This is a genomic window from Mycobacterium sp. SMC-2, from assembly GCF_025263485.1.
Classification (GTDB): domain Bacteria; phylum Actinomycetota; class Actinomycetes; order Mycobacteriales; family Mycobacteriaceae; genus Mycobacterium.
This window is the reverse complement of record NZ_CP079863.1, coordinates 5,678,183-5,702,334: the sequence shown is the minus strand read 5'-3', so window position 1 is coordinate 5,702,334 and position 24,152 is coordinate 5,678,183. Positions and strand designations below refer to the sequence as shown.

General features: G+C 65.2%; 23 protein-coding genes. 8 read left to right on the top strand and 15 right to left on the bottom strand.

All coding sequences use genetic code 11. The features are described from left to right. Positions 1-24: 24 nt before the first annotated feature. Both KXD96_RS26765 and KXD96_RS26760 read right to left on the bottom strand, forming a co-directional pair. Complete coding sequence (locus KXD96_RS26765) at positions 25-1,158, bottom strand: NDMA-dependent alcohol dehydrogenase (RefSeq protein WP_225601048.1); 1,134 nt, start codon at positions 1,156-1,158, stop codon at positions 25-27. Between the two features lie 18 nt (positions 1,159-1,176). Then, positions 1,177-2,637: an aldehyde dehydrogenase gene (locus KXD96_RS26760; protein ID WP_225601047.1), complete on the bottom strand. Its 1,461-nt coding sequence runs from the start codon at positions 2,635-2,637 to the stop codon at positions 1,177-1,179. Positions 2,638-2,717: 80 nt separating this feature from the next. Here KXD96_RS26760 and KXD96_RS26755 point away from each other — a divergent pair, with 80 nt between their 5' ends. The 3 genes from KXD96_RS26755 to KXD96_RS26745 are packed head-to-tail and all read left to right on the top strand — an operon-like array spanning position 2,718 to position 4,960. After that, on the top strand, positions 2,718-3,152 hold the full coding sequence (locus tag KXD96_RS26755; RefSeq protein WP_225601046.1) for a MaoC family dehydratase N-terminal domain-containing protein: 435 nt from the start codon (positions 2,718-2,720) through the stop codon (positions 3,150-3,152). Further along, the gene (locus tag KXD96_RS26750; RefSeq protein ID WP_225601045.1) at positions 3,149-3,607 is read left to right on the top strand and encodes a MaoC/PaaZ C-terminal domain-containing protein; all 459 of its coding nucleotides are present in this window, start codon (positions 3,149-3,151) and stop codon (positions 3,605-3,607) included. The genes KXD96_RS26755 and KXD96_RS26750 overlap by 4 nt, the downstream gene beginning before the upstream one ends. A 12-nt stretch (positions 3,608-3,619) precedes the next feature. Beyond that, a complete protein-coding gene (locus KXD96_RS26745) occupies positions 3,620-4,960 on the top strand; it encodes a TetR/AcrR family transcriptional regulator (RefSeq protein ID WP_225601044.1) in 1,341 nt (446 codons plus the stop codon). A 16-nt stretch (positions 4,961-4,976) separates the two neighbouring features. Here the strand turns inward: KXD96_RS26745 and KXD96_RS26740 are convergent, their stop codons facing one another. Both KXD96_RS26740 and KXD96_RS26735 read right to left on the bottom strand, forming a co-directional pair. Continuing rightward, entirely contained in the window at positions 4,977-6,191 is a 1,215-nt protein-coding gene (locus KXD96_RS26740; RefSeq protein ID WP_225601043.1) for a CaiB/BaiF CoA-transferase family protein, read from the bottom strand. A gap of 63 nt (positions 6,192-6,254) precedes the next feature. Continuing rightward, a complete protein-coding gene (locus KXD96_RS26735; RefSeq protein WP_225601164.1) occupies positions 6,255-7,115 on the bottom strand; it encodes a 3-carboxyethylcatechol 2,3-dioxygenase in 861 nt (286 codons plus the stop codon). An 82-nt stretch (positions 7,116-7,197) separates the two neighbouring features. On the opposite strand from KXD96_RS26735, the gene KXD96_RS26730 reads away from it, so the two are divergent. Next, a complete protein-coding gene (locus KXD96_RS26730) occupies positions 7,198-7,350 on the top strand; it encodes a hypothetical protein (RefSeq protein ID WP_260741917.1) in 153 nt (50 codons plus the stop codon). 69 nt (positions 7,351-7,419) lie between these two features. On the opposite strand, the gene KXD96_RS26725 is transcribed toward KXD96_RS26730, so the two are convergent. Further along, positions 7,420-8,763, bottom strand: a complete 1,344-nt coding sequence (locus tag KXD96_RS26725; RefSeq protein WP_225601042.1) for an IS110 family transposase — start codon at positions 8,761-8,763, stop codon at positions 7,420-7,422. Positions 8,764-9,054: 291 nt separating this feature from the next. Then, positions 9,055-9,645, bottom strand: a complete 591-nt coding sequence (locus KXD96_RS26720) for a TetR family transcriptional regulator (protein WP_225601376.1) — start codon at positions 9,643-9,645, stop codon at positions 9,055-9,057. A 174-nt stretch (positions 9,646-9,819) separates the two neighbouring features. On the opposite strand from KXD96_RS26720, the gene KXD96_RS26715 reads away from it, so the two are divergent. After that, positions 9,820-10,992, top strand: coding sequence for a cytochrome P450 (locus tag KXD96_RS26715; protein ID WP_225601375.1), 1,173 nt, complete (start codon positions 9,820-9,822; stop codon positions 10,990-10,992). 468 nt (positions 10,993-11,460) lie between these two features. On the opposite strand, the gene KXD96_RS26710 is transcribed toward KXD96_RS26715, so the two are convergent. From KXD96_RS26710 to KXD96_RS26675, 8 genes are all read right to left on the bottom strand, one after another. Continuing rightward, the gene (locus KXD96_RS26710) at positions 11,461-12,381 is read right to left on the bottom strand and encodes a TIGR03619 family F420-dependent LLM class oxidoreductase (RefSeq protein WP_225601374.1); all 921 of its coding nucleotides are present in this window, start codon (positions 12,379-12,381) and stop codon (positions 11,461-11,463) included. Between the two features lie 457 nt (positions 12,382-12,838). Next, complete coding sequence (locus KXD96_RS26705; protein WP_225601373.1) at positions 12,839-13,654, bottom strand: SDR family NAD(P)-dependent oxidoreductase; 816 nt, start codon at positions 13,652-13,654, stop codon at positions 12,839-12,841. 131 nt (positions 13,655-13,785) lie between these two features. Then, positions 13,786-14,028, bottom strand: a complete 243-nt coding sequence (locus KXD96_RS26700) for a hypothetical protein (protein WP_372459462.1) — start codon at positions 14,026-14,028, stop codon at positions 13,786-13,788. Between the two features lie 56 nt (positions 14,029-14,084). Next, positions 14,085-15,095 carry a DUF2889 domain-containing protein gene (locus tag KXD96_RS26695; protein WP_225601378.1) on the bottom strand — a complete coding sequence of 337 codons (1,011 nt, stop codon included), beginning with the start codon at positions 15,093-15,095 and terminating at the stop codon, positions 14,085-14,087. Between the two features lie 361 nt (positions 15,096-15,456). Continuing rightward, positions 15,457-15,666 carry a hypothetical protein gene (locus KXD96_RS26690; RefSeq protein WP_225601372.1) on the bottom strand — a complete coding sequence of 70 codons (210 nt, stop codon included), beginning with the start codon at positions 15,664-15,666 and terminating at the stop codon, positions 15,457-15,459. A gap of 5 nt (positions 15,667-15,671) precedes the next feature. Further along, positions 15,672-16,127, bottom strand: coding sequence for a Zn-ribbon domain-containing OB-fold protein (locus KXD96_RS26685; protein ID WP_225601371.1), 456 nt, complete (start codon positions 16,125-16,127; stop codon positions 15,672-15,674). Next, on the bottom strand, positions 16,124-17,323 hold the full coding sequence (locus KXD96_RS26680; RefSeq protein WP_260741905.1) for a thiolase C-terminal domain-containing protein: 1,200 nt from the start codon (positions 17,321-17,323) through the stop codon (positions 16,124-16,126). Before KXD96_RS26680 ends, KXD96_RS26685 begins: the two co-directional genes overlap by 4 nt. A gap of 4 nt (positions 17,324-17,327) precedes the next feature. Beyond that, on the bottom strand, positions 17,328-18,467 hold the full coding sequence (locus KXD96_RS26675) for an amidohydrolase family protein (RefSeq protein WP_225601369.1): 1,140 nt from the start codon (positions 18,465-18,467) through the stop codon (positions 17,328-17,330). A gap of 143 nt (positions 18,468-18,610) precedes the next feature. On the opposite strand from KXD96_RS26675, the gene KXD96_RS26670 reads away from it, so the two are divergent. Next, positions 18,611-19,297, top strand: a complete 687-nt coding sequence (locus KXD96_RS26670) for a TetR/AcrR family transcriptional regulator (protein WP_225601368.1) — start codon at positions 18,611-18,613, stop codon at positions 19,295-19,297. On the opposite strand, the gene KXD96_RS26665 is transcribed toward KXD96_RS26670, so the two are convergent. Beyond that, the gene (locus KXD96_RS26665) at positions 19,294-21,753 is read right to left on the bottom strand and encodes a CaiB/BaiF CoA-transferase family protein (protein WP_225601367.1); all 2,460 of its coding nucleotides are present in this window, start codon (positions 21,751-21,753) and stop codon (positions 19,294-19,296) included. The two genes, KXD96_RS26670 and KXD96_RS26665, sit on opposite strands and share 4 nt — an antisense overlap. Positions 21,754-22,762: 1,009 nt before the next feature. Here KXD96_RS26665 and KXD96_RS26660 point away from each other — a divergent pair. Then, complete coding sequence (locus KXD96_RS26660; protein WP_225601366.1) at positions 22,763-23,437, top strand: CAP domain-containing protein; 675 nt, start codon at positions 22,763-22,765, stop codon at positions 23,435-23,437. A gap of 258 nt (positions 23,438-23,695) precedes the next feature. Further along, positions 23,696-24,049, top strand: a complete 354-nt coding sequence (locus tag KXD96_RS26655; protein ID WP_372459463.1) for a DUF732 domain-containing protein — start codon at positions 23,696-23,698, stop codon at positions 24,047-24,049. Positions 24,050-24,152 lie beyond the last annotated feature (103 nt).

Here is a 24,152-nt window from a genome sequence, read left to right as displayed (position 1 = left end):
TGGTGTTCATGCCACGCCGGGCTCCTACGTCTTGGACCCCTCACCCGCCGGGTAGATCAGCACGCCGCGGATGTTGGCGCCAGCGTGCATGTCAGCGTAGCCGTCGTTGACCTTCTCCAGCGGATAGGTCCTGGTGACCATCGAGTCCAGATCCACCTGACCGGCGCTGACCAGTTCGAGGATCTTGGGGATATCGGCGCGCGGATTTCCCGAGCCGTACAGCGTGCCGATGATCTGCTTCTCGGTCAGGGTGAGGTCCATCAGGTTGGCGTGGATCTCCCGCTCCAGCATGGGGTGGATGTTGGTGATCACCAGCCGGCCGCGCTTGGCCGTCATGGCCAGCGCCCGGCCGACCAGCTTGCCCTGGCCCACGCCCATCGCACAAATGAACCGGTCGGCTCCCCGATCCCAGGTCGCCTCGGCGACAACGCTTTTGGCTTCATCCCAGTTCGCGGCGGTGTGGGTGGCGCCCATCTTGACGGCTTCGGCCCGCTTGTACTCCGACGGGTCGATCACCGTGATGGTGCGCGCTCCGGCCAGTCGCGCACCCTGCACCGCTGCCGCGCCGATTCCGCCGACCCCGGCGATGACCACCGTGTCACCGGGACGCACCCGCGCGGCGTACACCGCTGATCCCCAGCCGGTAACGAAGCCGCAGCCCAGCAAGCATGCCCGATCCAGCCGATAGTGCTGCGGGATCTTCACGCAACTGGCCTCGTGCACGACGGTGTGGTAGGCAAACGAGCCGACCCCGCACGCCACCGCCAAATCCTGGCCGTGGGCGTGGTGACGAGCGGTCCCGTCGTGAATCTGCATGCCGGAGTAGATCTTTGCGCCCAAGTCGCACAGGCTCTGATGGCCGGTCGAACACGACGGGCACCGCCCACACGACGGGATGAAACTGAACACCACGTGATCACCGGGCTGTAGCCACGACACATGGTCGCCGACGGCTTTCACCACACCCGCGCCTTCATGGCCGCCGATGCACGGCAGTCGGATTGGCATGTCGCCGGTCACCAGGTGATCGTCGGAGTGACACATCCCCGATGCGTGCAGTTCGACAAGTACCTCGGGTGCCTTGGGCGGGTCCAGTTCGATCGTCTCGATCGACCACGGGCTGTTTCGTTCCCACAGCACCGCCGCCTGCGTCTGCATCGATGTGCCCCTTCCGGCCTAGCGAATGACGGCTTGATACTCGATGAAACCCGCGATGCCCTCCGGGCCTCCTTCCCGGCCGATGCCGGACTGTTTGAAGCCGCCGAACGGGCTGCCGAAATCCAGGACCGCGGTCGAGTTGACCGCCACCGACCCCGCCCGCAACTGCGACGCCACCGCCGCCGCCCGGTCGCCGTCGGCCGACCAGACCGCACCCACCAAGCCGTACTTCGAGTCGTTGGCGATGCTCACCGCGGCACCGTCACCCTCGTCGTCGTCATAGGCGATCACAACGGCCACCGGGCCGAACACCTCCTCGCGGGCGATCTCCATGTCATTGGTGGCCGCCACCACCGCGGGGCTGACGAACCACCCCGGCCCCGGCGGTCGTTCACCGCCGGTGAGGACGGTGGCGCCCTCGGCCGTCGCCCGCGACAGGAAGCCCTCCACCCGGTCGCGCGCGGCCTCACTGATCAGCGGACCGATATCCGTGGATCGATCGGCCGGGTCACCGACCCTCAGCCCGGCCACCGCGGTGGTCAACGCCGTCAGGAACTCGTCATAGCGGCTGCGCGGCAGGATGATTCGACTCAACGCGGCGCACAGCTGGCCGTTGTTGCCCATCACCCCACCAACGAGCCCGGACACCGTCGACTCCAGCGGCGCGTCGGGCAGAACGACGGCCGCGGACTTGCCACCCAATTCGGTGCTACAGCGGCGGATCTGCGACCCGCACGACGCTGCGATCTGGGCCCCCACCGCGGTGGACCCGGTGAAGCTGATCTTGTCCACCCCGGGATGGGTGGTCAGCGCCCGACCGGTGGCGGAGCCGCCGTTGACGACGTTGACGACGCCGTCAGGCAGGCCGGCCGCCTCGAGGGCCTCGGTGAGAACGCCGATGCAAAGCGGCGCCTCCGGCGCCGGCTTGAGCACCATCGTGCAGCCCGCCGCCAGCGCCGGGCCGAGTTTGAGTGCGGCGATGAACAGCGGCGTGTTCCAGGGGATGATCGCCCCGACCACGCCCACCGGCAGCTGGTTGACGGTGACGCTGCCACCGGCGGCCGACGGTCGGGTGGAAACGAAAGGGTAATCGCGGGTGATCGCAGCGTAGGCGCGAAGCACCCCCACCGCGGTGAGCACCTGACCGAAGGTGCTCCATTTGCGCGGCGAGCCGATTTCGGCGGTGGTGAGATCGGCCAGCTCGCCCTTGCGGGCGGTGAGCGCATCGGCCAGCCGGTTCAGGGCCTCGGCCCGATCGGCGGGGGAGAAGTCGCGCCAAGGCGAGGACACCAGGGCGGTGCCGGCCGCTGCGACCGCGGCATCGAGGTCGGCGGCCCCGGCGATGCCCACCGTCGCCAGTTGGTGCGCCGTCGACGGCGAGCTCACCGCGAACCGCTCTCCGGTGCCGCCACCCCACTTACCCGCGGCATACGTTGCCGCCAACATCGCCATATCCGCCGATTCTGGCAGTAATGTCATCTTTGTACAAGCTCCCTATAGCTGGATAAGCGTCGAATCACAACTTCCCCGCCGTCACATTTTCTGACAGTATTGGTCAGATGAGCTCATCGCCCGGGTCGCCCGCCGACCCGACTTCCGGACAGCCCTGGGAAGTCATGGTCGAACGGGGCAAGATCGCCGAGTTCGCCGAAGCCACGGCGTCCGGGAATCCCGCCCACCGCGGCCCCGATGCCCTCATTCCGCCGACCTTTCTGACCACCGCCGGCCGCTGGGCGCCCGCCGGTGCGCGGGTAAGCGTTGGCTTCGATCGCAAGCGGCTGTTGCACGGCGAGCAGGAGTACACGTTCTACGCCACGCCGCCGCGCACCGGCGACATCCTGAGCGCTCAGGAGCGGATCGTCGATCGGTACGAGAAACCCGGTAAGCGCGGCGGGACGATGCGATTCGCCACCGTTGTCACCGATTTCCGTGCACCCGATGGCACCCTGATCGCCCAGGCCAAGGCCACGTTCATCGAGACGGCAGGACGATGACCGCCGCCGACATTGCACTCACCGTCGGTGCCGAGGCGCCGCCACGGGAGTTCGGACCCTTGACCCGCCAGATGTTCGTGCGCTACGCCGGCGCGTCCGGCGACTTCAATCCCATCCACTACGACGACGAGATGGCCCGCTCGGCCGGCTACCCGTCGGTCTTTGCCCAGGGCATGCTGATCGCCGGCCTGCTGGCGACCTTCGCCACTGATTGGCTGGGCGTCGCCAACGTGCGCCGCTTCAGCGTCCGCTTCCGTGAGCAGGTTTGGCCCGCCGACGTGCTGCGGTGTGCGGGACGGGTCGCTGACATCGTGACAGAGGACAGCGGCGACAGGGTAACGGTGGAGCTGACGGGGACCCGGCAGGGCGGCGGGATCGCCGTCACCGGGACCGCCGACTTCTTCATCGCGCGAAACGCTTCGGCGGGTGGCGCCGGCGACACGAATCGGCCATAAGCTGGTCAGGCCATGTCCGATGCGTCGATCGTCCGCCGAGCCAGCTACGGACCGTCCAGCCCGGCGGTCGGCATCCGGGGCGCCACCACGCGCAACCGGATCGCCGAGGTGTCACTCGAGCTGTTCGGCCGCCTCGGATTCTTCGACACCTCCGTCGATGCGATCGCCAAGGCCGCGGGCGTCTCCCGCGCCACGCTCTATCAGTACTTTCAGGGCAAAGACGAAATATTCCTGGAACTGCTCGACGAGTGCGGCAGTGCGCTGTTCCGGGTCGCCCGCCGAATCGGCCCACTAGGACCCGATGAGGTGGGCTTCGACAACCTGAATTGGTGGTTGGGCGAGTGGAGCTGGGTGTTCGAGAAGTACTCCACGATGTTCATCCAATGGACCGCGATCGCATCGTCGGACACCAAGGTGGGCCCGACGATCGCGGGCTTCGTGCGCAGCTACAACCACCGCATCGCCGAGCGGCTGGCCGCCTCCGGTGTGCGCGGCATCGATCCGGAAGTTGCGGCGATGACGATGACCGCGCTGGTGCACCGGGTCAACCTCTACGTCCACACCGGGCGCGCTTACGGATACAGCGCCAAGCAAGTGATGGACACCTTGTCGGTGTTCCTACAACTGGTGCTGTTCCCCGAAACGCCAACCGCGGTCCTGTCGAGCCTGCGGTTGCACACAGTCACAGACCCGGCTCGCGGGGTGGCTTCCGTCGTGGTGCCGCCGGCGCCGGACATCACCGGCTTGTCGATCACCGAGCGCAGCGCCGCGCTGAGCCAGCGCGCCGTCGCTACCATTGTCGCGCTGGCCGACGCGGGCGCGGCGCAGTTCCGCGAACGGGGCTACCGGCGCACCAGCGTGGACGACATCGTCGATGCGGCGGCGGTCGCGCGGGGCACCTTTTACAAGTACTTCCGAGACAAGCAGGATCTGCTGGTGGCCACAGCCGCCGAAATCTATGACGCCGCTAAGGCGTTCGCCGACCAGATCGCCAGCATCGACCCGCTGGCGGATGTGCCGACGTTGCGGCACTGGCTGAGCGCCTACATCGATTTCTACGATCGCTACTCGGGCTGCATCGACGTGTGGGTGGAGAACACCACCGATGACCCGACGGTGATCGCCCTCGGCGACAACGGCCAGGTGCTGATGGATATCGGCGTGGCGACGATGCTGATACAGCACCCAGGCCCCTACCCGTTCGATCCGATCATCTCGGCGGTCATCGTTCGCGCCCTGGTGACCAGGGTCCCGCAGGCCGCGCTGGATCTGCCCGCGCCGATCAGCGGCGACAAGGTCGTCGACCTGCTGCTGAGTTGTCTGCGGCGGGGATTCTTCGGGGCGGCCGCCTAGATTAGCCATTCCCCGATCAGGAGAACGTGGTGACGCGCGTTCGGGCCAGCTCAGCGATTTCCTCACAAGAGAAACCCAACCCCTCCAAGATCATTCGGCTGTGTGCACCGAGCGCGGGCACGTCGCCGATTCGTGCCTGCACGCCGGCCAATGTGGCCGGCGGGATAAGCGCCTCCGCCGGGCCGCCGGGTGTGTTGAACCGCCGCCAGCGGTCCCGCCCGGCCAGCACCGGATGGTTCCACACCTGTTCGACGTCGTTGATCCGTGCCGTGGCCACACCGGCCTCGTCGAGCCGACGCTGAAATTCGTCAGCGGTCAGCGAAGCGATCGCAGCGGTGATGATCGACTCCAGCTCCTCGCGGTGCGCCACCCGGTCGGGGTTGGCCGCAAAGCGGGCATCATGCACCAGTTCAGGTCTGCCCAACACGAACTCACACAGCCGCTGCCACTCCGGCTGATTCTGAACCGCCAGCAGCACCGTGCCGCCGTCGCCGGCGATGAAGGGACCGTACGGGGCGATGGTTGCGTGGCGGGCACCCGTGCGCGGGGATTGTTGAGTGCCGTAGTGACCGTAGTACAGCGGTTGTCCCATCCATTCGGCCAGCGCGTCGAGCAACGACACCGATACCGGTCGCACCTCACCGGTGGTGGCACGCACGTACAGCGCGCTGAGAAGCCCGGAAAACGCAAACATTCCGGCGGCGATGTCGGCGATTGAGACACCGGTCCGAGCCGCCTCCGCCGGGGAGCCGGTGATCGACAACAGGCCGGCCTCGGCCTGTACCAGCAGGTCGTAGGCTTTGCGGTCGCGCCATGGGCCGCTCTCGCCGTAACCGGTTATCGTGCAGGCGATCACGTCCGGATGGCGCTTCCCGACAGAGGTGGCGTCCAGGCCCAGCCGAGCCGAGGCGCCCGGCGCCAGATTTTGCACGAGGATGTCCGCGCTGTCCAGGAGGCGATGCACGACCTGCCTGCCCGCGGGTTGTTTGAGGTCCAGCGTCAGCGACTGCTTGCCGCGGTTGAGCCACACGAAGTAGCTCGACTGGCCATGCACGGTGCGGTCGTAGCCGCGGGCGAAATCACCACCATCGGGGCGCTCGACCTTGATCACCCGAGCGCCGAGGTCGGCGAGTTGGCGCGTGGCATACGGAGCCGCCACGGCTTGTTCCAGACTCACCACCGTGATGCCCGCCAACGGCGCCCCGGTCGGATCGTCAGCGTGTCGCGACATGTGTACATACTGTCAGATTTGCTTCTGGGCGGTGCGGCTTGGTGACCCGCCCGTCGGGGTGCCTCAACTCCGAGAGGTGGCGACGGCCATGCCGGTGATCCACTCCGGAACCGGCTCGTAGACCAGTGGTCGAACTGGCCGCCCCCCGCCGGCCGCGCCGGCGGCAACCCACGTCCGGACCTCGTTGGCACCGGCGCCGGCCCGCGCGTGGGCGGTGTCCACCAGCCGCGCCAGCGCCGAGACGTCCCACGTCGACATCGCGTGCAGCACTTCGGCATCCCAGTCCGGGCGGATTTTCGTGCGCGCTTCCGCCATTCCGTCGGCGATCAACCGTGCCCGTTCCTCGTCGCTGAGGTCATAGGTGTCGACCTCCAGGCTCGGCGGTGAATGTGATAGCCCGCCCGTCCCGATCACAAGCACTCGCTGGTCGACACCGTCGAGGAATCGCCCGACCGCCGCCCCAAACTCAGCCACCCGACACCCCGTCGGCAGTGGGGCGGTTGCGCAATTCACCGGCACCGGGATGACCGGCTTGGCATCCAGTGCACCAACCAGGTCTCGAATCGGTTGGGCGAATGCATGATCCAGTCCGATGCCACGGCACACCGCGATGTCGAAGCCCATAGTAAGCAGGTGTTCGCAGAGTTCGCGGGCCAGTCCGGATGCAACCTGCAGATCGCCGGCGGGATGACGCCCTTCGGCGATGATCGACGCGGACAGCGCCACGCCGAATGTTGGCACTACCTGCCGGAACGCTCGGCGGTGATCACCGCCGAACACGATCACCAAGTCGGGATCGAACTGGCGGACGTCGTCGGCGGCCGACGCCAGCGCCGCTCGGAACTTCTGCCCGAACGCCTGCTCGACGTCGCGCTCCTTGCCCGGACTATGGCTTGCGCAGACCACCAGCCGCCGATCAGAAATCACAGACGCCACCTCATCGCATAAGTGACACACATGTTAGAACGGCGTCTGCCGCCGGTCCAACCGCGGGGTAGAGAGGTCGATGCAGCGACACAGCGAAGGGCCGCGACACGTCGGGGCCGCCGCGATAGGTGCCAATCAAACCCTTCGGCCGGTGCGCTTCTCGTCGTTCCTCGGGGCGATAGGTGTGCTGTTCGCCGGCTACGTCTACCTGACCGGAAAATACCGGGGGTGAGTGACGGGCGTCAGCCAGCCCCGCGCAGAGCGTGCGGAGCGCGGTTACGTTGTGGCGGTGTGAGGCGGCTCAGGCGGCGGGTTCGACGGTGACGCGGTAGCCCAGTGCGGTGAGTTGGGCGATGTGATTACGCATCCGGCGTTCGACGTTGATCCGGCTGGTGTGGTAGTCGGATCCGAGGTCGCGGAATCGGGCCGATGGGTCGGAGAGCAACTGCCAGACGATGACGAGGATGGAGCGGGCGACCGCGACCAGTGCTTTGAGCTTGCCGCGGCGTTTGACGATGCGCCGGTAGCGTTCGCCCAGGAAGGTATCGGTCTTGGCCGCCGCTGCGGCGGCCTCACCGAGTGCACCCTTGAGGTAGGGGTTGCCCTTGCCGGTTTTGCCGCCGCGTGTCACAGGTCCGGACTGGATGGTGCGCGGGCACAGTTTCGCCCACGACACCAAGTGTGCGGCAGTGGGGAATTGGGTCATATCCAGGCCGATTTCAGCCAGGATGATCTGCGCTCCGGTCGAGCCGATGCCGGGGATTTCCTCGAGGCGTTCGACGGTGGACAGCCCGCTACCAGCCGTGGTGTGGCCGGTCGGGTTCCCGCCGCTGTCGTTCTCACTGGGTTGGGCGGCCACCAACAGGTCGTCGATGCGGGTGGTCAGCGTGTCGATCTGCGCGGTGAGGGTGTCGATCTGGTCGAGCAGCATCCGCGCCAGTTCGCCGTGGTGGTCATCAAAGCGCCCGTCGAGTGCCTTGATCAGCGCTGGGCGTTTGGTCTTCATCCGAGCCCGGGCCAAGTCGGCGAGCCGGCGGGGGTCACGTTCGCCGGCGATCAATGCTTCGATGATGTCTCGCGCCGAGAGCGTGTTGAGCGTGGAGGCCACCGACGACAGCTTGATTAGGGCGTCTTCGAGCAGTTTCTCCAGCCGCTGCCAGTATCGGGACCGTTCCCGGGTCAGATCCACCCGCAGCCGGGTGTAGTCACGTAGCTGCCGGATCGGGGCCGGCGGCACGAACGACGGTCGCAGCAGCCCTTTCTCGGTCAGCTTGGCCAGCCAAACTGCATCGAGCTTGTCCGTTTTGGGCCGTCCCGGCACGTTCTTCACATCACGGGCGTTAACCAGCTGCACGTCGAGCCCGGCCGCCTCCAGCAGGTAATACCAGATCCGCCAATAGTCCGACGTCGACTCGATCGTGACCTTCTCGATACCCAGCTCGGTGAGCTGGGCGGCCAGCTCGCTGACTGCACCCGTGGTGGCCTCCACGTCCCAGACCTTGCTGACCCGCCGACGCTCCCGCGGAGTGCGCACGCACACCTTGCCGAACGCCTTGGCCACGTCGACGGCGCACACCCGCTCGATGACCAACTCGTGCTCGGCGTCGGGAATCTCCTCCGGCACCGGCGCCTGTTTCCGTTTCAATTCGCTTGCCCTCCAATCGAGTTGACGCACTCTGGCAGCGGGCTGCCCGGGGGCCTCGGTCAAAGGGAACCGAAATTCTGACCGGCGTGCTCGAAGCAACAGTGCGTGACCCTTCCAGGTCGGGCCCCGGCGCCCAGGCTCACGTGCGGGCTCACTGGTCCCAAGGAAACGTCGGCGTCGACGGGCAACCCTAGCCCATTTTCACGCCTGCGAGGCGTCCCGGGAACGGAACTTGGGGCTCACGTGGAGTGTGTCGGGCAGCTCGAGGCCGGTTGATCCCGGTTCCCGGTCTCACTTCACCAGCGCGGGCAGCGCGGCGAACTCTTGCCGGATGAGATCGTCGAGCCCGGTATTAGGGGCCGACAACCATTGCTTGATGGCGCGGTCTACGAGCATCATGCCGATCGCTGCGAGCAGTCGGCACTCGCCGTCGGGGGACGGCAGCCCGCGCCGCTCGGCGATCACCCTCGCCACGGTGTGGGCATTGGCGTCGTGGTTCCTGTGCTCGCGCCCGAGTAGCACCAGCGATGACGCGACCGCCTCATGATACTGACCGATCCGCTTTCGGATGCGCTTGAGCCCCGGTGCCAGTAGGGCGAACGACTCCGCCATCGCCTCGTAGTCCGACAAGGACTCGTCCCGGCCGAGATAGACCGCGCTGAAGGCGTGGATGAAATCGTATTCCCCGGAGAACAGCACCGACTCCTTCGTGGGGAAGTAGCGAAAGAACGTCCGCGGCGACACTCCCGCGGCCTCGGCGATTTCCTCGGTGGTGATCTCGTCGTAGCCATGTGCGCTGAAGAGGTCCAGGGCGGCATCGAGCAGCGCCGACCTGGTCCGGTCCGCATGTTCGTTTCGCGGCGAACGATCGCCCCGCGCCATCGGTCATTCCTCCCGCGTGATCGGTTACTCAAGACAGTACCGCGGCGGCAGGTCTATCGAGGGTCGTTGACAGCGTTCGGTGCTCCAACGATACTTGCCAAGACTGACAGTCTACTGTCACGTTCGTCTTTTCGGCAGGTCGGGGCCGCCGGTTAACGAGAGGAAGTAACGTCCATGGTCGACGTCACCAGGGAAGCGGAGTTCAGCGTCGATGCCCTTCCCTTCAGCGAGGATCGCGCCCGCGCCTGGCGAGAGCTGCACGAACGCGGCGAGGTGGTTCGAAGCGGGGAACAGGCCGTCATGGCCAGTGCAGCGGCCGCCGATTTCGCGGCCAAGCATCCCGAGATCTTCTCGTCAGCAAGGGCTTTCGACCGCATTGGCAGTCCGGTGCCGATGGTTCCGATCGCGATCGACCCACCCGACCACACCCGGTTCCGGCGCCTGCTGGATCCGTTCTTCAGTCCGCGCAAGATGGCCGAGCGCGAGTCCGAGTTGCGTAAACAGGCCGGCGAGCTGATCGATGCGATCAAGATCAAGGGGGAGTGCGAATTCGTCGCGGATCTGGCTGTTCCCTTCCCCTCCCAGGTCTTCCTGACCTTGTTCGGGCTGCCGCTGGAGGATCGCGACAGGCTGGTGCGGTGGAAGGATTCCATCCTGCAATTCACCGATCCGGGCAGCGCCGAGCCGACGCCGGAGGTGCTTCAGCATGCCCTGGAGCTCTACACCTACCTCAGCGAGCACATCGCCGAGCGACGTTCCAACACCGACGGCGACGATCTGCTGTCCGAGTTGATCCACCTGCACGACGAAGGCGGTATGACCGACGCCGAAATACTCGGTCTGTGTTTTCTTTTCGTGCTGGCGGGGTTGGACACCGTCACCGCCGCACTCGGCTTCTCGTTTGCCCGCCTCGGGGTCGATGCCGAGATGCGGGCCAAGATCGCGGGCGATTACTCGCTGATCCCGTACTTCATCGAGGAGCAGTTGCGCGTCGATCCGCCGGTGCCGTTCGCCCCCCGCGTTGCTACCCAAGACGTCGAGGTCGCCGGCAGCTTCGTGGCCAAGGACACCGATGTGCTGATCAGTTACGGTTGCGCCAACCATGATCCGCAGCAGTACGGCGAAGTTGACCAGGTCCATCTCGAAAAGTGTCCACCGCACTTCGCGTTCGGCCGCGGTCCGCACCGGTGCCTCGGCTCCCACTTGGCGCGGCTGGAGCTGCGGCTAATCCTCGAGGAATGGCACAATCGGATCCCCGACTACCGGCTCGCCGACGGTGCCGAACCAAAGGTGCCGTGGCCCAACGGCACGCTCAGCCTCGACGCGGTCCCGCTGGTCATCAGCTGAATCAAGGGAATTGGGGCAGCGGTTTTATTGGCGGGCCGCTGGTTTGGTTAGGCGGTTTCGTCGGATGCTGCGCTCGACGTGTCCGTGGCCGATGGTTTCGTCCGGGGCAATGATGCGGGCTGCACATTCGGTGAGGACGAGAGGATCGTCGGGGAGGTCCCAGTCGATTCCGTTGAGGTTTTCCATTGTTGTCGGTCAGCGTCACAGGCAGGGTATGGATGATCTCGACGTCGAACGTTGTGGTCTGACCAGCGTCACGCGTGATCTTCAGTGGGAACTGCGCGAGCTAACGGCGGGTTGTTGATGGTCTGTCACTGCGGTCACCTGTTCCCATGGCGCCGCAGCGATGTCGGCTCTGAATGACTGCTGAAATCGGCGCGGTCGGTGATGCACGGACCGCGCGGTCGAGACGTTATGGCCGCTCACGGGCACCCTCGACGGCCGAGCGGCCGCCCCGGCGTGGGGAGTTCAATCCACTTTGGGGATCACTTCTTCGGCGACCCACTGCATGTGGTCGAGGTACGCGTTGAAGTCGTCGAGTGCAGGCGGATTGACCCAGGTGTCGGTGACGCCGAATTCGGCGAGCTTGCAGCAGTTGTCGATCACCTGCTGCGCGCTCTGGCCGAACTGCGCGTTCGGATCGTCGATGACGGCGTGCTCCTGGCCGATGGACAGCACCGCGAGACTGTAGAACAGCGAGAATGGCCGGCCGTCGAAGCCGGGCTGAGTGCGCAGGTAGTCCATCTTGGCGGGCAGTTCCTCGGGCTTGGTCAGCCAGGGCGCCCAGCCGTCCCCGTACCGTGCGGCGCGTCGCAGCACCGCGTCGGCGTCGCCGCCCATCCACACGACGGGGTGGGGTCGGCTGACCGGCTTGGGTCCGAAGGCCACTTCGTCGAAGCTGACGAATTCGCCCTCGAAGCTAGGGCTGTCGCTGTGCCAGAGCTCAAACATCGCGGCCAGGGTCTCATCGGCGATGCGGCCTCGCTTGGCGAACGGGACGCCGACCGCGTCGTATTCCTCCTTGAGCCACCCCACGCCCACGGTGACCTGGGACCGGCCGCCGCTGAACCAGTCCAGCGTCGCGATGGACTTGGCCGCGATGACGGGATTGTGCAGGGGAAGGATGGTCACCATCGAACCGATGGTGATCGTCGATGTGGCGCCGGCGATGAACGCCTGGGCGGTTGTGGCATCGAAGTAATGGTTGCCGGACAGCTCGACGTGCCCGGTGGGCGTCAGGTAATGCTCGGGCAGGAACACCATCGAATAGCCCAAGCGCTCGGCCGTCTGCGCAACCCGGGCGATGTCCTGCCCCGTGAGGTGCTGCTCCCATGGCTGCGTGATCGCTGCGACATTCATGCAGTTTGGGAGATAGACAGCGAATCTCATGACGCGCCTTCCTCGTTTTGTGGCCCCGGGTCCGCATGGTGAGTTCGGGCCCTCCGCACCCCGGGGCTATGATCGCAACACTATGGCAGTTGACTGCCAACGGTCAACGAGTCATCCGATCCGCCAAGTTCGGGATTTTCGGTATCGCAGAGTTGTACCGTGGTCGTTGCTAGCGAGTGACAGTTCGCTGTCAATAACGGTCTCAGGAGGCTCATCACCGACACCACCGTCCGTTGACCGATCCCCCGCTGGGCGGCAGCGATCCCGGTCGGCCGTGGACACTAACCAACGTAAGCAGGAACGGCTCGTGGTGTCCGATTGCGCGAAAAGCGGGTGACGCCAGGTGCGTTACAGCTTGAAGGCCCGCCGGGCGCGTCGAGAACCTCGGACACTATCTGGGAAGGCGCGCCCGGATCCGAAACGCGACCGACGACGCCGGCATCGAGCAGTTGCCCAGTCAGCCGGTGGGCCAGTCACAACCGGTCAGCTCGGCGGAGAGCTCCCACAGCCGTCGAGCGCTTTCTGGATCGCGAGCCTTGGCGAGCAGCTTGGTCGGCTTGGGCTTGCCCCACTGGTGGGCGAGCCCGCGAGGTGCAATGTAGGTCCCGTTGGGCAGATTGGTGTGGACGGCCTGGATGGTCGACCGCGCTCCGTTGCTGGGGCGTTGAGCGATGTGCGGCGACAGTACTCTGCCTGCCCACTGCAGCAGGCCCGAGCCGTTCCTGGTGATACCGGAGTCAACCATGCCTGGATCGGCCGCATAAGCGGTGCGGCCCCGTCGAACCAATTCGCAGACGAACAGCAGGTTGGCCAGTTTCGATTCGCCGTAGGCCGCCCACGTGTTGTATCGCCGGCGGTGCCAATTCAGGTCGTCGAGGTGCAGCGTCGCCATCGCATAGTTGCTACTGGCCACCACGACGACGCGGTCACGGATGCGCTCACCGAGCAGACACGTCAGGGCGAAGTGGCCGAGGTGGTTAGTGCCCATGTGCGCCTCGAACCCGTCAACGGTCCGCGTGAGCGGCAGGCCGAGGACGCCGGCGTTGTTGATCAAAACGTCAGCGACGTTGATGGATTCGGCGAATCGTCGCACGCTGGCGAGATCAGCGAGATCGAGCTGGTGGACCTCGACGCGGCCGCTCATCGTGGCGGCGGCCTCCTCGCCCTTGCTCACGGTGCGGCACGCGATGAGCACCTCATGACCCTCGGCCGCCAACGCGGTCGCCGCCGCCCGGCCCACACCGCTGTTTCCGCCGGTGATGATGATGCGCACCCGCGTCCTCCGTCCGCCCGCAGGCGTTAATCAGTAGCGCTTCGCTGACACTGATACACAATCACGAATTACGATGGCTGCGCCGAGCTTTGGGGGGAGATGTTTCTTACCGCGCACGCAGGTCTTGCTGATCAGCAGTGGTGTGTGCTCGGCGGCTGGCGCACGGCTCTGGCCAGGTGTTCGCCGAAGCTGTAGCCGGGATGCCCGTCGATCTCGAGGTGCCAGTAGCGCTTGTCGTAGGTGCCGCCGGGCAGGCACACCAGCGCGGCGAGGGACTCGGCAGGTTCATCGGGCAGGAATACCCACACGACCTGGGTCAGTTGCTCGCCCGAGTCGATCGCCCCAGTCACATCGAGGCTGAGTGTTATCGGCATAGTCTGCTCCTCGCTGCTCAGACGAGACTGATCATCTATCGGGCGGTACTGACGGCCTACAGGTGCTCGATCAGGGCCCGGGCGTCGGCCACGAAGCGCAACAGGTCGTTGAGGTGTGTGCAGGTGCTCGTGCCCGTGAGTTCCTGGCGTACCCGGAAATGCAGGTCGCTCAACGTCATCCCGGTAATCCGGCGCGCGCTGGCGACGGCGCCGGGACATTCCTGCCAAGGCAGAACGCGCGGAACCGCGTCGGATTGCAGGATCAGCCCGCTGCCCGGATCGACGACCGCGGTGAGGCTGTATTCGTGGATGATCGTTTCCTGGCCGTCGCCGCGCACGTAGGTATCACGGAACATGGCGTCGATGCTGACCGTGGGGGCAGTGTCATTCTCTGCGACGTCGAGGCGCCGGCGTCGGCGCATACCATGAATCGGCAACGGCGCCATGTCGTGCCAGCCCCCTGGGTCGGTGGGATCATCGAGATCGGGGGCGACGGGACCGGTGACGATCGCGGGGTCTCCGGCTTCAAACGACGACATCAGCAGTCCGCCGGTGACGAAACCTGCGCACTGATCGGCCACCGGCAGATAGCCGGACTTGACCATGTCACCCAATACTCCGGATGCCGATAACGCATGACCAGAGATCAAGGTGGCCACCGGAATGTCGTCGAGCAGGGTGTAGAGCAGCTCACGGCGCTGGCGCAATTGCGGTGCGACCTTGTCGACAGCGGCGCGGAAACCGCTCATCGCCGGCGCTCCCGCCAACCGTGACATGCCGTCGATCGCTGGCCGGGTGTCGATGCGCTGAACAACGCGGGGCACCATGTCGATCGTCGCAGTCAGTCCGGCCCGCCCGAGTTCATGCACCGACCCATCGCGAGCCGTGAACAGATCTCGGCCGTTGCCCAGCAAATACACCGGATCCAGCGAATTGTCCTCCCGCGTCATGTCTATCGACGTCGTACGCCGGACCGAATGCGGCCGCCGTGGTGGCGTGCCGGTGGTGGGCTGGTGGGGACCGTGCAGTGGATGCATCGGGAAGCCCGGCGACCCCAGATCGGTCAGTGCCATGCCAGATCCCGCCTGAACGCGTTCATCGCCTCACGCGCCATCACGCCATGCTGACGCCCTTGATCCTCAATAATTCGTCGAGGCGGTGCCGGCCGCCCTCGTCGCCCAATCCGCTCATCCCGATCCCTTCGAATGGCCGCGTCAGAGTGAGATTTGCCCCGTTGGTGACGAGGTCCCTTGGCGAACCGCCACTTTGGGTATGCCGCGTGGGCGATGTGCACCGAGGGATTGACGTGCCGTTCGACGTCAAGTGTCGAGTCGGTCATTGAGACTCCCGTCTGCCTGTAGACCCCAAAGCCGCGCCGGCGATACCCCGCAGGACCCGGACCGGCGGCACGTGTCGCGTCGCGGTGGTCTACGTGCTGATGCTGCCGGTGTGGATGCGGGCCTGGCGCAATCCTTCCTGCGGATCGTCGACCTCAATGGCCCATGTGCCGCAGGAGCAGGAGGCCCGATAACTCCCGTTGTTAGGCACGATGGCCTGCCCATCGCAGGAGCCCCCGGTGTTGGCGACGCTGCTGAGGAACTCCAGGGGTTTTTCGTGCAGGGCACTGTCGTCGGACATGGTCGTTACCCCCCGTCCCGATTGGCAGAAATGGTGCGGAATACCGGCAGCATCCACCCGTCGGCGATCGGTGTGAAGTCCACATGCACTCGCATCCCGATGGTCACATCGGCGGGAGCGACGTCAACAATATTGGATATCAGCCGCGCGCCCGGCGCGTCGGGCAGGTCGAGCACGGCGGGCACCAACAACAGATCAGGCATTCCCGGGAAGCCGTGGACCACCGCGAAGCTGTAAACCGTTGCATCCCCGCTTAATTCGGGCCAGTTGATGTCGCGGGACTGGCATTTGGGGCAGAACGGGGTTGGCGGCAACCGGAACGTGCCGCAATCGGCACACTGCGGTACCACGAGGCGGCGCTGTTTGGCGGTCTCCCAGAAGGGTTCGGTCGTCTTGTTGACCGCGATGCGGATGTGTTCGCCGGGGATTGTCGTTGCCAGGGTCGTCGTTGGCGCATTCATGCCGCACGTCCCAGGATCAGCCCGCTGACCGGCAGACTGGCCGGCCCGCCTGTTACTAAAGCCAGGTTGGCGTCGGCGACCTGGTTGATCGCGGTGCCGCGCATCTGCTCGACTCCTTCCATGATGTGGGTCATCCCGATGATGTAGGCCTCGGACAGCTGGCCGCCGTGGGTGTTCACCGGTATGGAGCCGCCGTGATAGCGGATCGCACCGCTTTCGACGAATGGTCCGCCTTCACCCTTCTCGCAGAAGCCGTAATCCTCGAGCTGCATCAGGACCATCGGAGTGAAGTGGTCGTAGAGCAGTGCCACATCGATGTCGGCGGCGGTGATGCCGGCCTGCTGATATAGCCGCTCAGCGATCGGCTTGTTGCCCGACGAGGCGAAGTACTCGTCCGGCATTCCCATCCACGCGAATGCTCGGCCCCACTCTCGCACACCACCGTGCGCGGCGGCGACCACCGGTACCGGAGGCTGCCGTAGGTCACGCGCCCGGTCCATGCGCGTGGTGATCACCGCTACCGCGCCGTCGGTCTCCTGACAAAAGTCGTACAGGCACAAAGGTTCTGCAATCATGCGCGCGTTGAAGTAGTCCTCCACCGTCAGCGGCGCCCGGTGTATCGCCTTGGGCCGGTTGGCCGCGTTGGCCCGTGTCGAGATGGCGATTTCGGCGAACGCCTCCCGACGGGTGCCGTACAGATACATGTGCCGACGGGCCAGCACCGACATCAGCTGCCCGGGACCGAACAGCCCCGACGGCTGCAGGAACGAGTTGATCGGGTCGGGCTCCATCGCCGAAAACACCGATCCCAGGCGCTGCTTGGACTGCTGCAGGGCCATCAAGGTCACCACGACGGAGGCGTCGCCGGAAACGATCGCCGCTCTCGCCAGACCAATCGCGCCGGCCGAGCCGCCGCCGCCCGACGTCAGCGCCGCGGTGAACCGGACTTCCGGAATCCCGAGGGTCTCCATGAAGTCGGCGGTGTCCATCTTCTCGGTGTAGCCGGCGCTTGCGCCCGAGTAGTAGGCGAAGCCATCGATATCCGTGACGGTCAGACCGGCGTCCTCGCAGGCGGCCAGGATGGCCTCACAGGCAAGCTCGGTCGTCGTTTTCGGTAGGGACTGACCGCGCTTGTAATAGGGCGTCGCGCCGATTCCGACGATCGCGACGTCGCGCAAACCGGAGAAGTTCGGCACGGGCTCAGACGGTTTCGTCGCTTGGGACCGGAGGGACATCCGGGAACAGTTCGTAGAACGTGCCCTGGGTGATTCGCAGCCGGGTCTCGTCGTTGACCCCGTCGAAAAGCTGTTTCAGGGTGTCCTGGGTATGCCCGAAAGTGCCTTCCATGTGCGGGTAGTCGCTGCCGAACATCACGTTCTTGTAGCCCATGTGTTCGTAGGCCGCGACCGCGGTTTCATCATGCTGGAAGGAGGCATAGACCTGGCTGTACAGGATTTCCTTGGGTGATCGATCCAGCTTTGGGCGCACGGCCATGTGGTGCTGGCGATACCCCTCGATCATCCGGTCGCCCAGGAATGGAACCCAGGTAGCGCCGCCCTCGGAAATCAGCATCCTCAGATTCGGGTGCCGATCCAGCGCGCCGGAGGCCACCATTTTCATCGCCGCGCGCTGGCCGGAGAACGTGGTTTCGGTGTAGTTCATCACCGCGCCACCCGGACCGCGGTAGACCAGGCCGGCGCCGCCGGTCGCACCGCCGACCGTCATGTCCACCGGATCTGTGCCGATGTGGAAGGCCAGCACCATCCCGGCCTCCTCGGCCGCCGCCCACAGCGGTTCCCAGTCGTTGCGGTGCCAGTCCGGGGCGCTTGGATGCGGGGTGGTCGGCAAGAAGACGGCCTTGAAGCCCTTGTCGGCGGCCCACTGCAACTCCTCGACCGCGTCATTGACGTCGAGGATGGACACCTGCGCGGTCACGACGTAGCGCGGCGACACCGCGGCGATTTCCTCCAGTGCGTACTCGTTGCTGGCGCGCATGCAGGCCTTGAGGAGCTCGGGGGTGCGGAAAGTCGACGCCCACATCCCCAGCGAGGGGAAGATCACCTCTCCCCAGACGCCCTCCTTGTCCAGGTCGGCGAGGCGCACCTTGGCGTCACGGATGCCCTGCGGTTTCATGCTTTCCTCGACGAACTTCACCATGGCCGACGAGGGCAGCTTGCGGCGGAAGATCTGACCATCGACGTGGACGGTTTCCCACTCTCCGTCGTCGTCCTTCTCCGCGCGTGGTGTCAGTTCGGCGAGCTTCTTGGGCAGTCGGGATTGCCACAGGTTATCGGGTTCGATGAAGTGGGAATCGCCGGAGTTGGTCCAGATAAAGCTCATTTAATCCTCCAGGGCTGTGGGGGCTGTTGCCTCGATGGTGGCAGCTTCGGGTCACGAAGTCCAGAGTTTTTAATGACGAAGCATTATTATAGTGGCTCACATGTCAGGGTCGATAAGACTGTCGTCACGTCAAAGGGGGTCTGATGGCACAACCGGGAACCGACCTGCCGGCAACCGCGCGCCGTCGTAACGCCTCGGGCGAATCGACCCGCGTAATGCTGATGGAGGTCGCGGAGCGGCTGTTCGCCACGCGGGGCATCGAAGCGGTCACCTTGCGCGAGATCCAGGAGGCCGCCGGCCAGTCGAATACCTCGGTGATCCGCTACCACTTCGGTTCGCGAGACGGCCTGATCCGGGCTTTGATCGGTTTCCGGCTGAGCACATTGGGCACCGAGCGGCAGGAAATGCTGGCGCGGATGCGCGACGAGGGCAAGGAAGCCGACCCCCGCGCGGTGGTATGGCTGCTGGTACGTCCGTTGGCCAACAGCATCGAGGCGGGCCAGATGTTCGTGCCGTTCCTGGCGCGACTCAGCGAGGATCCGCGGGCCCGTACCGACTACTGGCCCGACCACGTCGATGACGACTGGACTCAGGAGCGACTCGAAGAGCTCGTCGAAGCCGCACTGCAGGACCTGCCGGAACGGGTTCGGCGCGGCCGCACCTTCCAGCTCTACATCAGCCTGCTCAACGTACTGGCCGAGTCGGCGCGGTCGGGTCATGGGATCAATGAGGCTCAGCTGCACAACTACGTCGACGGATGGGTCGGCATGCTGACCGCGCCGGTGTCCTACGAAACCCGCGGGCTGTTCGCCGAGTCCCCTGATCGCTAGGCGCCGCCGGCGACGATCTTGCGAGCGTGCAGATCGGCGATCTCCGCCTCATCCAGCCCGATTTCGCGCAGCAACGCGTCGGTGTGTTGTCCGATGGTGCAGCCCGCGTCGGCCTTGGTGCGCGATCGTGAGAATCGGTACAACGGCGCCAGACGGCGGTGCTTTTCGAAGATCGGGCTGTGGGCCACCACCGAATATCCGGCCTCGAAATACGCGTCCGTCTGCAGCACCGCCTCGGAATTACGCTCCACAACTTCCACACAACCGACGTCGTGGGAAGACAGCTCGTGTTCCCATTCCAGCTTGGTCTTGGTGGCGAACACCGAGGCCAGCGCATCGGCCAGCGCTTCGTCGTTCTCCGCCCGCGACGTCGCTGTAGCGAACCGCTGGTCGGCGTACAGGTCGACGTAGGGCGACATCGCCTTGGCGAGCGCCGGCCACTCGTGGGCGAGCGGCGCCGCCAGGAAAACCCAACCGTCGACAGCGTGGTACATCCGATACAGCGCATTGAGCCCGTAGAAGTTCTCGTCAGCCACCTCTGGTTCGGGTCGGCCGGCGTATTCGGTGTTGTTGGTGATCAGAGCCTGCAGCGTGGTGCCGAGCATGGTGGTCACCATGTTGGGCAGCTCGATTCCCCGACGTTTGGCATAAAGGCCAACCAGCAGCGCCGAGGCCACACCGAGGGCCGCGATCCCATCGGCCTGCACTGCCGGCGTGGCGCTGCCGGCGTGCAGTGTCACCGCTTTGCGATGGACGTCGTCGAGGTCGCCAGGGCGTTGGGCGGCATTGCGGCTGTCGATCAACGACAGGCCCGATGCCGCTCCGATGGACGGGGCATAGGCGGCCCGGTGCGCGTAAGGCCCAGCGAGCCCGTATCCGGAAGTGCTCAGAAATACCAGGTCCGGGTTGATCGCTTTGAGCGTCGCCTCGTCCACCTTGGCGCGCTTGGCGGCCTCGCCGCGGAAACACTGCAACACCATGTCGGATCGTTTGGCGAGCTCGTAGACCAGTTGCAGGCCCTCGGGCTGGGTGAAGTCGACGGCGAAGCTCTCCTTGCCCTGCAGCACCTTCGCACCACCTGCTTCCGGGAAGGCCACCAGGTTGCGGATGTTGTCGCCCTCAAGCGGCTCAACCTTGATCACGCGCGCACCCAGGTCGGTGAGCAAAGTCGCGCCGTAGGGGCCGGCGAACATACTGCCGAACTCCAGGATCGTCACACCCGCCAACGGCAAGGTGTCCATGTCCCCATCCGAACTGGCCGCGTACGTGGGCGCCGGGAGGCCGGATATCAACAGATCGTTGTGTTCGCCCAGGCGGGGCGCCGGTCGCAGCGTGGTCAGCGGCTTGCCGGCGGAGTGGATCAGCGTGGACGGCTGGCGCACGGGTCCCAGATCGGGATCGGTCACCGTAACGCTGCGGCCCTCGTGGACGACCTGCGGGTGATCCAACGCCTCGTCTGGCGTCCGGAACAGTTCGCCGCTGAGGTCGTGGTTGGCGCTCATGGCCGCTTCCCACTCAGCAAGGGACCGGGCCCTGACCCGCTCGATCATCAGGTCCCACCACTGTGTGCGCAGCTCGGCGGTAGGCAGCATCGGAAAGCCCTGCCATTTCGGGTTGGCTAGCTCGGACAACAGATCGAGCTCGGTGAGCCAGGCCGCCATCAGCGTCGGTGATACCTGGGCGAACTGTAGCCAGCGCCCTTCCTTGGTGGGCGCCACCAGCAGGGCGTAGATCAGGTACGCCTGCGGGCGTCCCTGATCGTCGTAGGCGGCGTCCATCGGCTCGAACGCGCCAGGGTATCGCTCTAGCACCATCTCGTAGAACCAGTTGTACGGGTCCATCGACGCCATCCCGGTGACGAGATTGGATTCCACCACCTGACCGCGACCACTGGAGTCCCGCTCTATGAGTGCGGCCAAGATCGCCTGGACGGCGGCCTGCGCGGCTCCCCACGTTGCATAAGGGAACGAAATGTAGGCGGGTCCCAGCCTGCGAGTGAGGTCCCGTTTCTCGTGCATGACACCGGTCTTGGCCATAACTAAGGCTTCCCAGCCTTTGTAGTCGCGCCGCGGGCCGGTCGAACCCCACCCGGTGATCGTGGCGACCACCAGGCGCGGATAGCGCTCGGACAGCAGGGCCGGGGTCACGCCGAGGCGCTCGGCGGCGGCTGGGCGCAGGGTGCTCACCAACACGTCGGCGCGTTTCAACAGCTCCTGAAACCGATTCAGGTCGGCGTCATCGTGAAGATCCAGCGTGACGCTGCGCTTGCCGCGCAGGAACCCCGGCCATCCGGGCAACTGCCGTAGGGGGCTGCCGTCGGGCGGCTCAACCATGATGACGTCCGCGCCGCAGTCGGCCAGGAACTGGGTGGCCTGCGCACCTGGAAGCGTCGTCGAGATGTCGACAACGACCACACCGGTGAGTGGGCTCCTGGACTCCTCTTCGGCTGCCGCCATGATCGCTCCCTCTGTGACGGCCGGGTGTGTGACGCACGGATGTGACCGATGCCACGCCAGCTTGGCAGCGCCGGAAGTTAATGTCAATCCATTACTTCAATGGGCCCCACCGTAAGCCGGCGGTGGCGACCCGCTCGTGACGAGCAAAGCGTTGAGATGCAGCGCGGAGCGTCTCCCGCCAGCGGCTCGGTCCCGAGGGTCCTGAGGTTCCGCGTCGCGATACGGGAATCCGATTTCTGTTGCATCCGCTGTCACATCAACGACAGCCCGCTTCTCATCAACCTTCGTGCTCGTCGACTGACTGGCCGTCAGGATGCGGCGCCAGACCTTCACCGGTGACACCTATACCGCTTCCCAATGCTCGCCGCCGCGTGGACGCCATCTGACAAGTACTGCCCCTTCACGGCTTTGCCGGGGCTGCTCACACCCGCCCGGTCGTCTCCCCGGCCAGCTGCCCGCAGCTTCCAAACCCCTGCTGCGATGGCAACCCGCGATGTAGGACTCGCACCTCCACCCAAACAACAACCGCCTGATGGCGCACGCTGGCGTCGTAAGCATCAGCGAGGCCGCCTCAACTGTCGGCGCCATGAGGACAACAGCCGGTTCAGTAGTTGACTGGCTCGACACGGCTCTCAGCGAGGACCCGCACGGCGTCAGCCGCAACATATCTCGACATCCGAGGCAACGTATCCAGCCAGTTCCAACCTCGGCGCAGCCTCACCGCCCCTCAACGCAGACAAGTCCTGGCCCGACGATTCACTGGTCACATTGGTCAAGTACGTGGACGGCATCTGGGTCAGGTGTATTGAGTCGACAAGCAAGGCCGATCGTCGCAAAACGGTTGCGCGGAGTGGAGCCGGCCGCCTACCGTAATCAGATAAACAAATAATTAGATCCCGGCCACGGTGGCCTGACAGATCGCACCGCACCACCTTGGTGCATGAGGCAGTACTTGGTTGCAATAACTCCGCCATCCGCTACCGCCTGGCGACTAACAAGGAGGATTCACATGCGGTGTGGGCCGCTGCACCTGCCTGCCTTGATCGCCGCCGGCGCCCTGCTGGGCATCCCCGCCGCGCATGCAGATGGTGACAACAACACGCTCATACCGAACAATAAGCGACTCAACGACGGTGTTGTCGCCAACGTCTACACCGTGCAGCATCAGGCAGGCTGCACGAACGACGTTAGGATCAACCCGCAACTGCAACTTGCTGCGCAGCGGCACACTGAGGATGTGCTGAACAACCGCGCCCTCGATGGTGATGTCGGTTCGGACGGGTCTAACCCACAAGACCGCGCCAATGCGGCCGGTTTCCATGGTCCGGTGGCAGAAACGGTGGCGATCAATCAGTCGATCGCAATCAGCGGCAATGACTTGATCAACCGGTGGTATTACAACCCCGACTATTTCAAGATCATGTCCAATTGCGCCAACAGCCAAATGGGGGTCTGGTCGTTAAACAGTCCGGATCGTACCGTTGTGGTTGCGGTCTACGGACAGCCACAAGCCGCTGCCTCGGGGCGGGGCGGAGGAGCAACGCCGCTAAACACCGACGGGCAGAACGTTCCGCTCGACCCCAGTCCCGACTATGACGCTAGCGATGAACTCGAGTTCGGCATCAACTGGCTGCCGTGGATCCTGAGGGGCGTGTACCCGCCGCCGGGCAATCCTCCCGAGTAGAGCAGGAGTGGTCCGTCGTTGGCGAACGCGTGCCAGATTAAAATCTTTCGTCGGGGACGAAACCCGCGCCGGCGCCGGCGCTGCCGCGAGAGTGGGCCATGGAGCGCTCGACGACAAAGCGGAGAATCTATGATCGTCGCCGCTCCGATTTCGCCGTTTGCCCGCGACACTATGTTCCCGGCGGAGCCAGGGCACTGGCGCCGCTGCGCGGAGACGAACGTAGGCAAATATTTTGCTATTAACCTGCTGAAGCAGCAGATGCGGTCGTTTCAAGTCGTTGTCGCGGCGGCCTTGGCGATGGGCGGCACTGCTGTTGCGACCGCTCCGAGCGCGGGGGCCGACGCTGTGGCGTATCTGCTCAACGTGACGGTTCGACCCGGGTACAACTTCGCGAACGCCGACCAAGCCCTCGCCTATGGTCACGGAATATGCGACAAGATCGCCCGAGGCGACGGTTATCCCAGCATCGCGCGCGACATCAAAGCGGATTTCAATACGTCTGACGAGTATCAGGCGACATACCTGATAGCCCAGGCCGCCCAGGAACTGTGCCCTAGCCTAATTTGGCAGCTGCGGAATTCGGCGGCGAACTACGTTCCGCCGCCGCCCTGAGCCCTCCGATGCCGTAGCCATCTTTGCCGCACAACATGACGTCGTGGCAAGCGGGTTGTCGACGGTGTTGGCGCTGAAGACTGCACCGCCAACGTAGTTCCGG

Bases quoted from the DNA above. Each gene is read 5' to 3' on its own strand.
- KXD96_RS26765 (WP_225601048.1), bottom strand. From the start codon at position 1,158: ATGCAGACGCAGGCGGCGGTGCTGTGGGAACGAAACAGCCCGTGGTCG.
- KXD96_RS26760 (WP_225601047.1), bottom strand. From the start codon at position 2,637: ATGACATTACTGCCAGAATCGGCGGATATGGCGATGTTGGCGGCAACG.
- KXD96_RS26755 (WP_225601046.1), top strand. From the start codon at position 2,718: ATGAGCTCATCGCCCGGGTCGCCCGCCGACCCGACTTCCGGACAGCCC.
- KXD96_RS26750 (WP_225601045.1), top strand. From the start codon at position 3,149: ATGACCGCCGCCGACATTGCACTCACCGTCGGTGCCGAGGCGCCGCCA.
- KXD96_RS26745 (WP_225601044.1), top strand. From the start codon at position 3,620: ATGTCCGATGCGTCGATCGTCCGCCGAGCCAGCTACGGACCGTCCAGC.
- KXD96_RS26740 (WP_225601043.1), bottom strand. From the start codon at position 6,191: ATGTCGCGACACGCTGACGATCCGACCGGGGCGCCGTTGGCGGGCATC.
- KXD96_RS26730 (WP_260741917.1), top strand. From the start codon at position 7,198: ATGCAGCGACACAGCGAAGGGCCGCGACACGTCGGGGCCGCCGCGATA.
- KXD96_RS26720 (WP_225601376.1), bottom strand. From the start codon at position 9,645: ATGGCGCGGGGCGATCGTTCGCCGCGAAACGAACATGCGGACCGGACC.
- KXD96_RS26715 (WP_225601375.1), top strand. From the start codon at position 9,820: ATGGTCGACGTCACCAGGGAAGCGGAGTTCAGCGTCGATGCCCTTCCC.
- KXD96_RS26710 (WP_225601374.1), bottom strand. From the start codon at position 12,381: ATGAGATTCGCTGTCTATCTCCCAAACTGCATGAATGTCGCAGCGATC.
- KXD96_RS26700 (WP_372459462.1), bottom strand. From the start codon at position 14,028: ATGCCGATAACACTCAGCCTCGATGTGACTGGGGCGATCGACTCGGGC.
- KXD96_RS26690 (WP_225601372.1), bottom strand. From the start codon at position 15,666: ATGTCCGACGACAGTGCCCTGCACGAAAAACCCCTGGAGTTCCTCAGC.
- KXD96_RS26685 (WP_225601371.1), bottom strand. From the start codon at position 16,127: ATGAATGCGCCAACGACGACCCTGGCAACGACAATCCCCGGCGAACAC.
- KXD96_RS26675 (WP_225601369.1), bottom strand. From the start codon at position 18,467: ATGAGCTTTATCTGGACCAACTCCGGCGATTCCCACTTCATCGAACCC.
- KXD96_RS26670 (WP_225601368.1), top strand. From the start codon at position 18,611: ATGGCACAACCGGGAACCGACCTGCCGGCAACCGCGCGCCGTCGTAAC.
- KXD96_RS26665 (WP_225601367.1), bottom strand. From the start codon at position 21,753: ATGGCGGCAGCCGAAGAGGAGTCCAGGAGCCCACTCACCGGTGTGGTC.
- KXD96_RS26660 (WP_225601366.1), top strand. From the start codon at position 22,763: ATGCGGTGTGGGCCGCTGCACCTGCCTGCCTTGATCGCCGCCGGCGCC.
- KXD96_RS26655 (WP_372459463.1), top strand. From the start codon at position 23,696: ATGCGGTCGTTTCAAGTCGTTGTCGCGGCGGCCTTGGCGATGGGCGGC.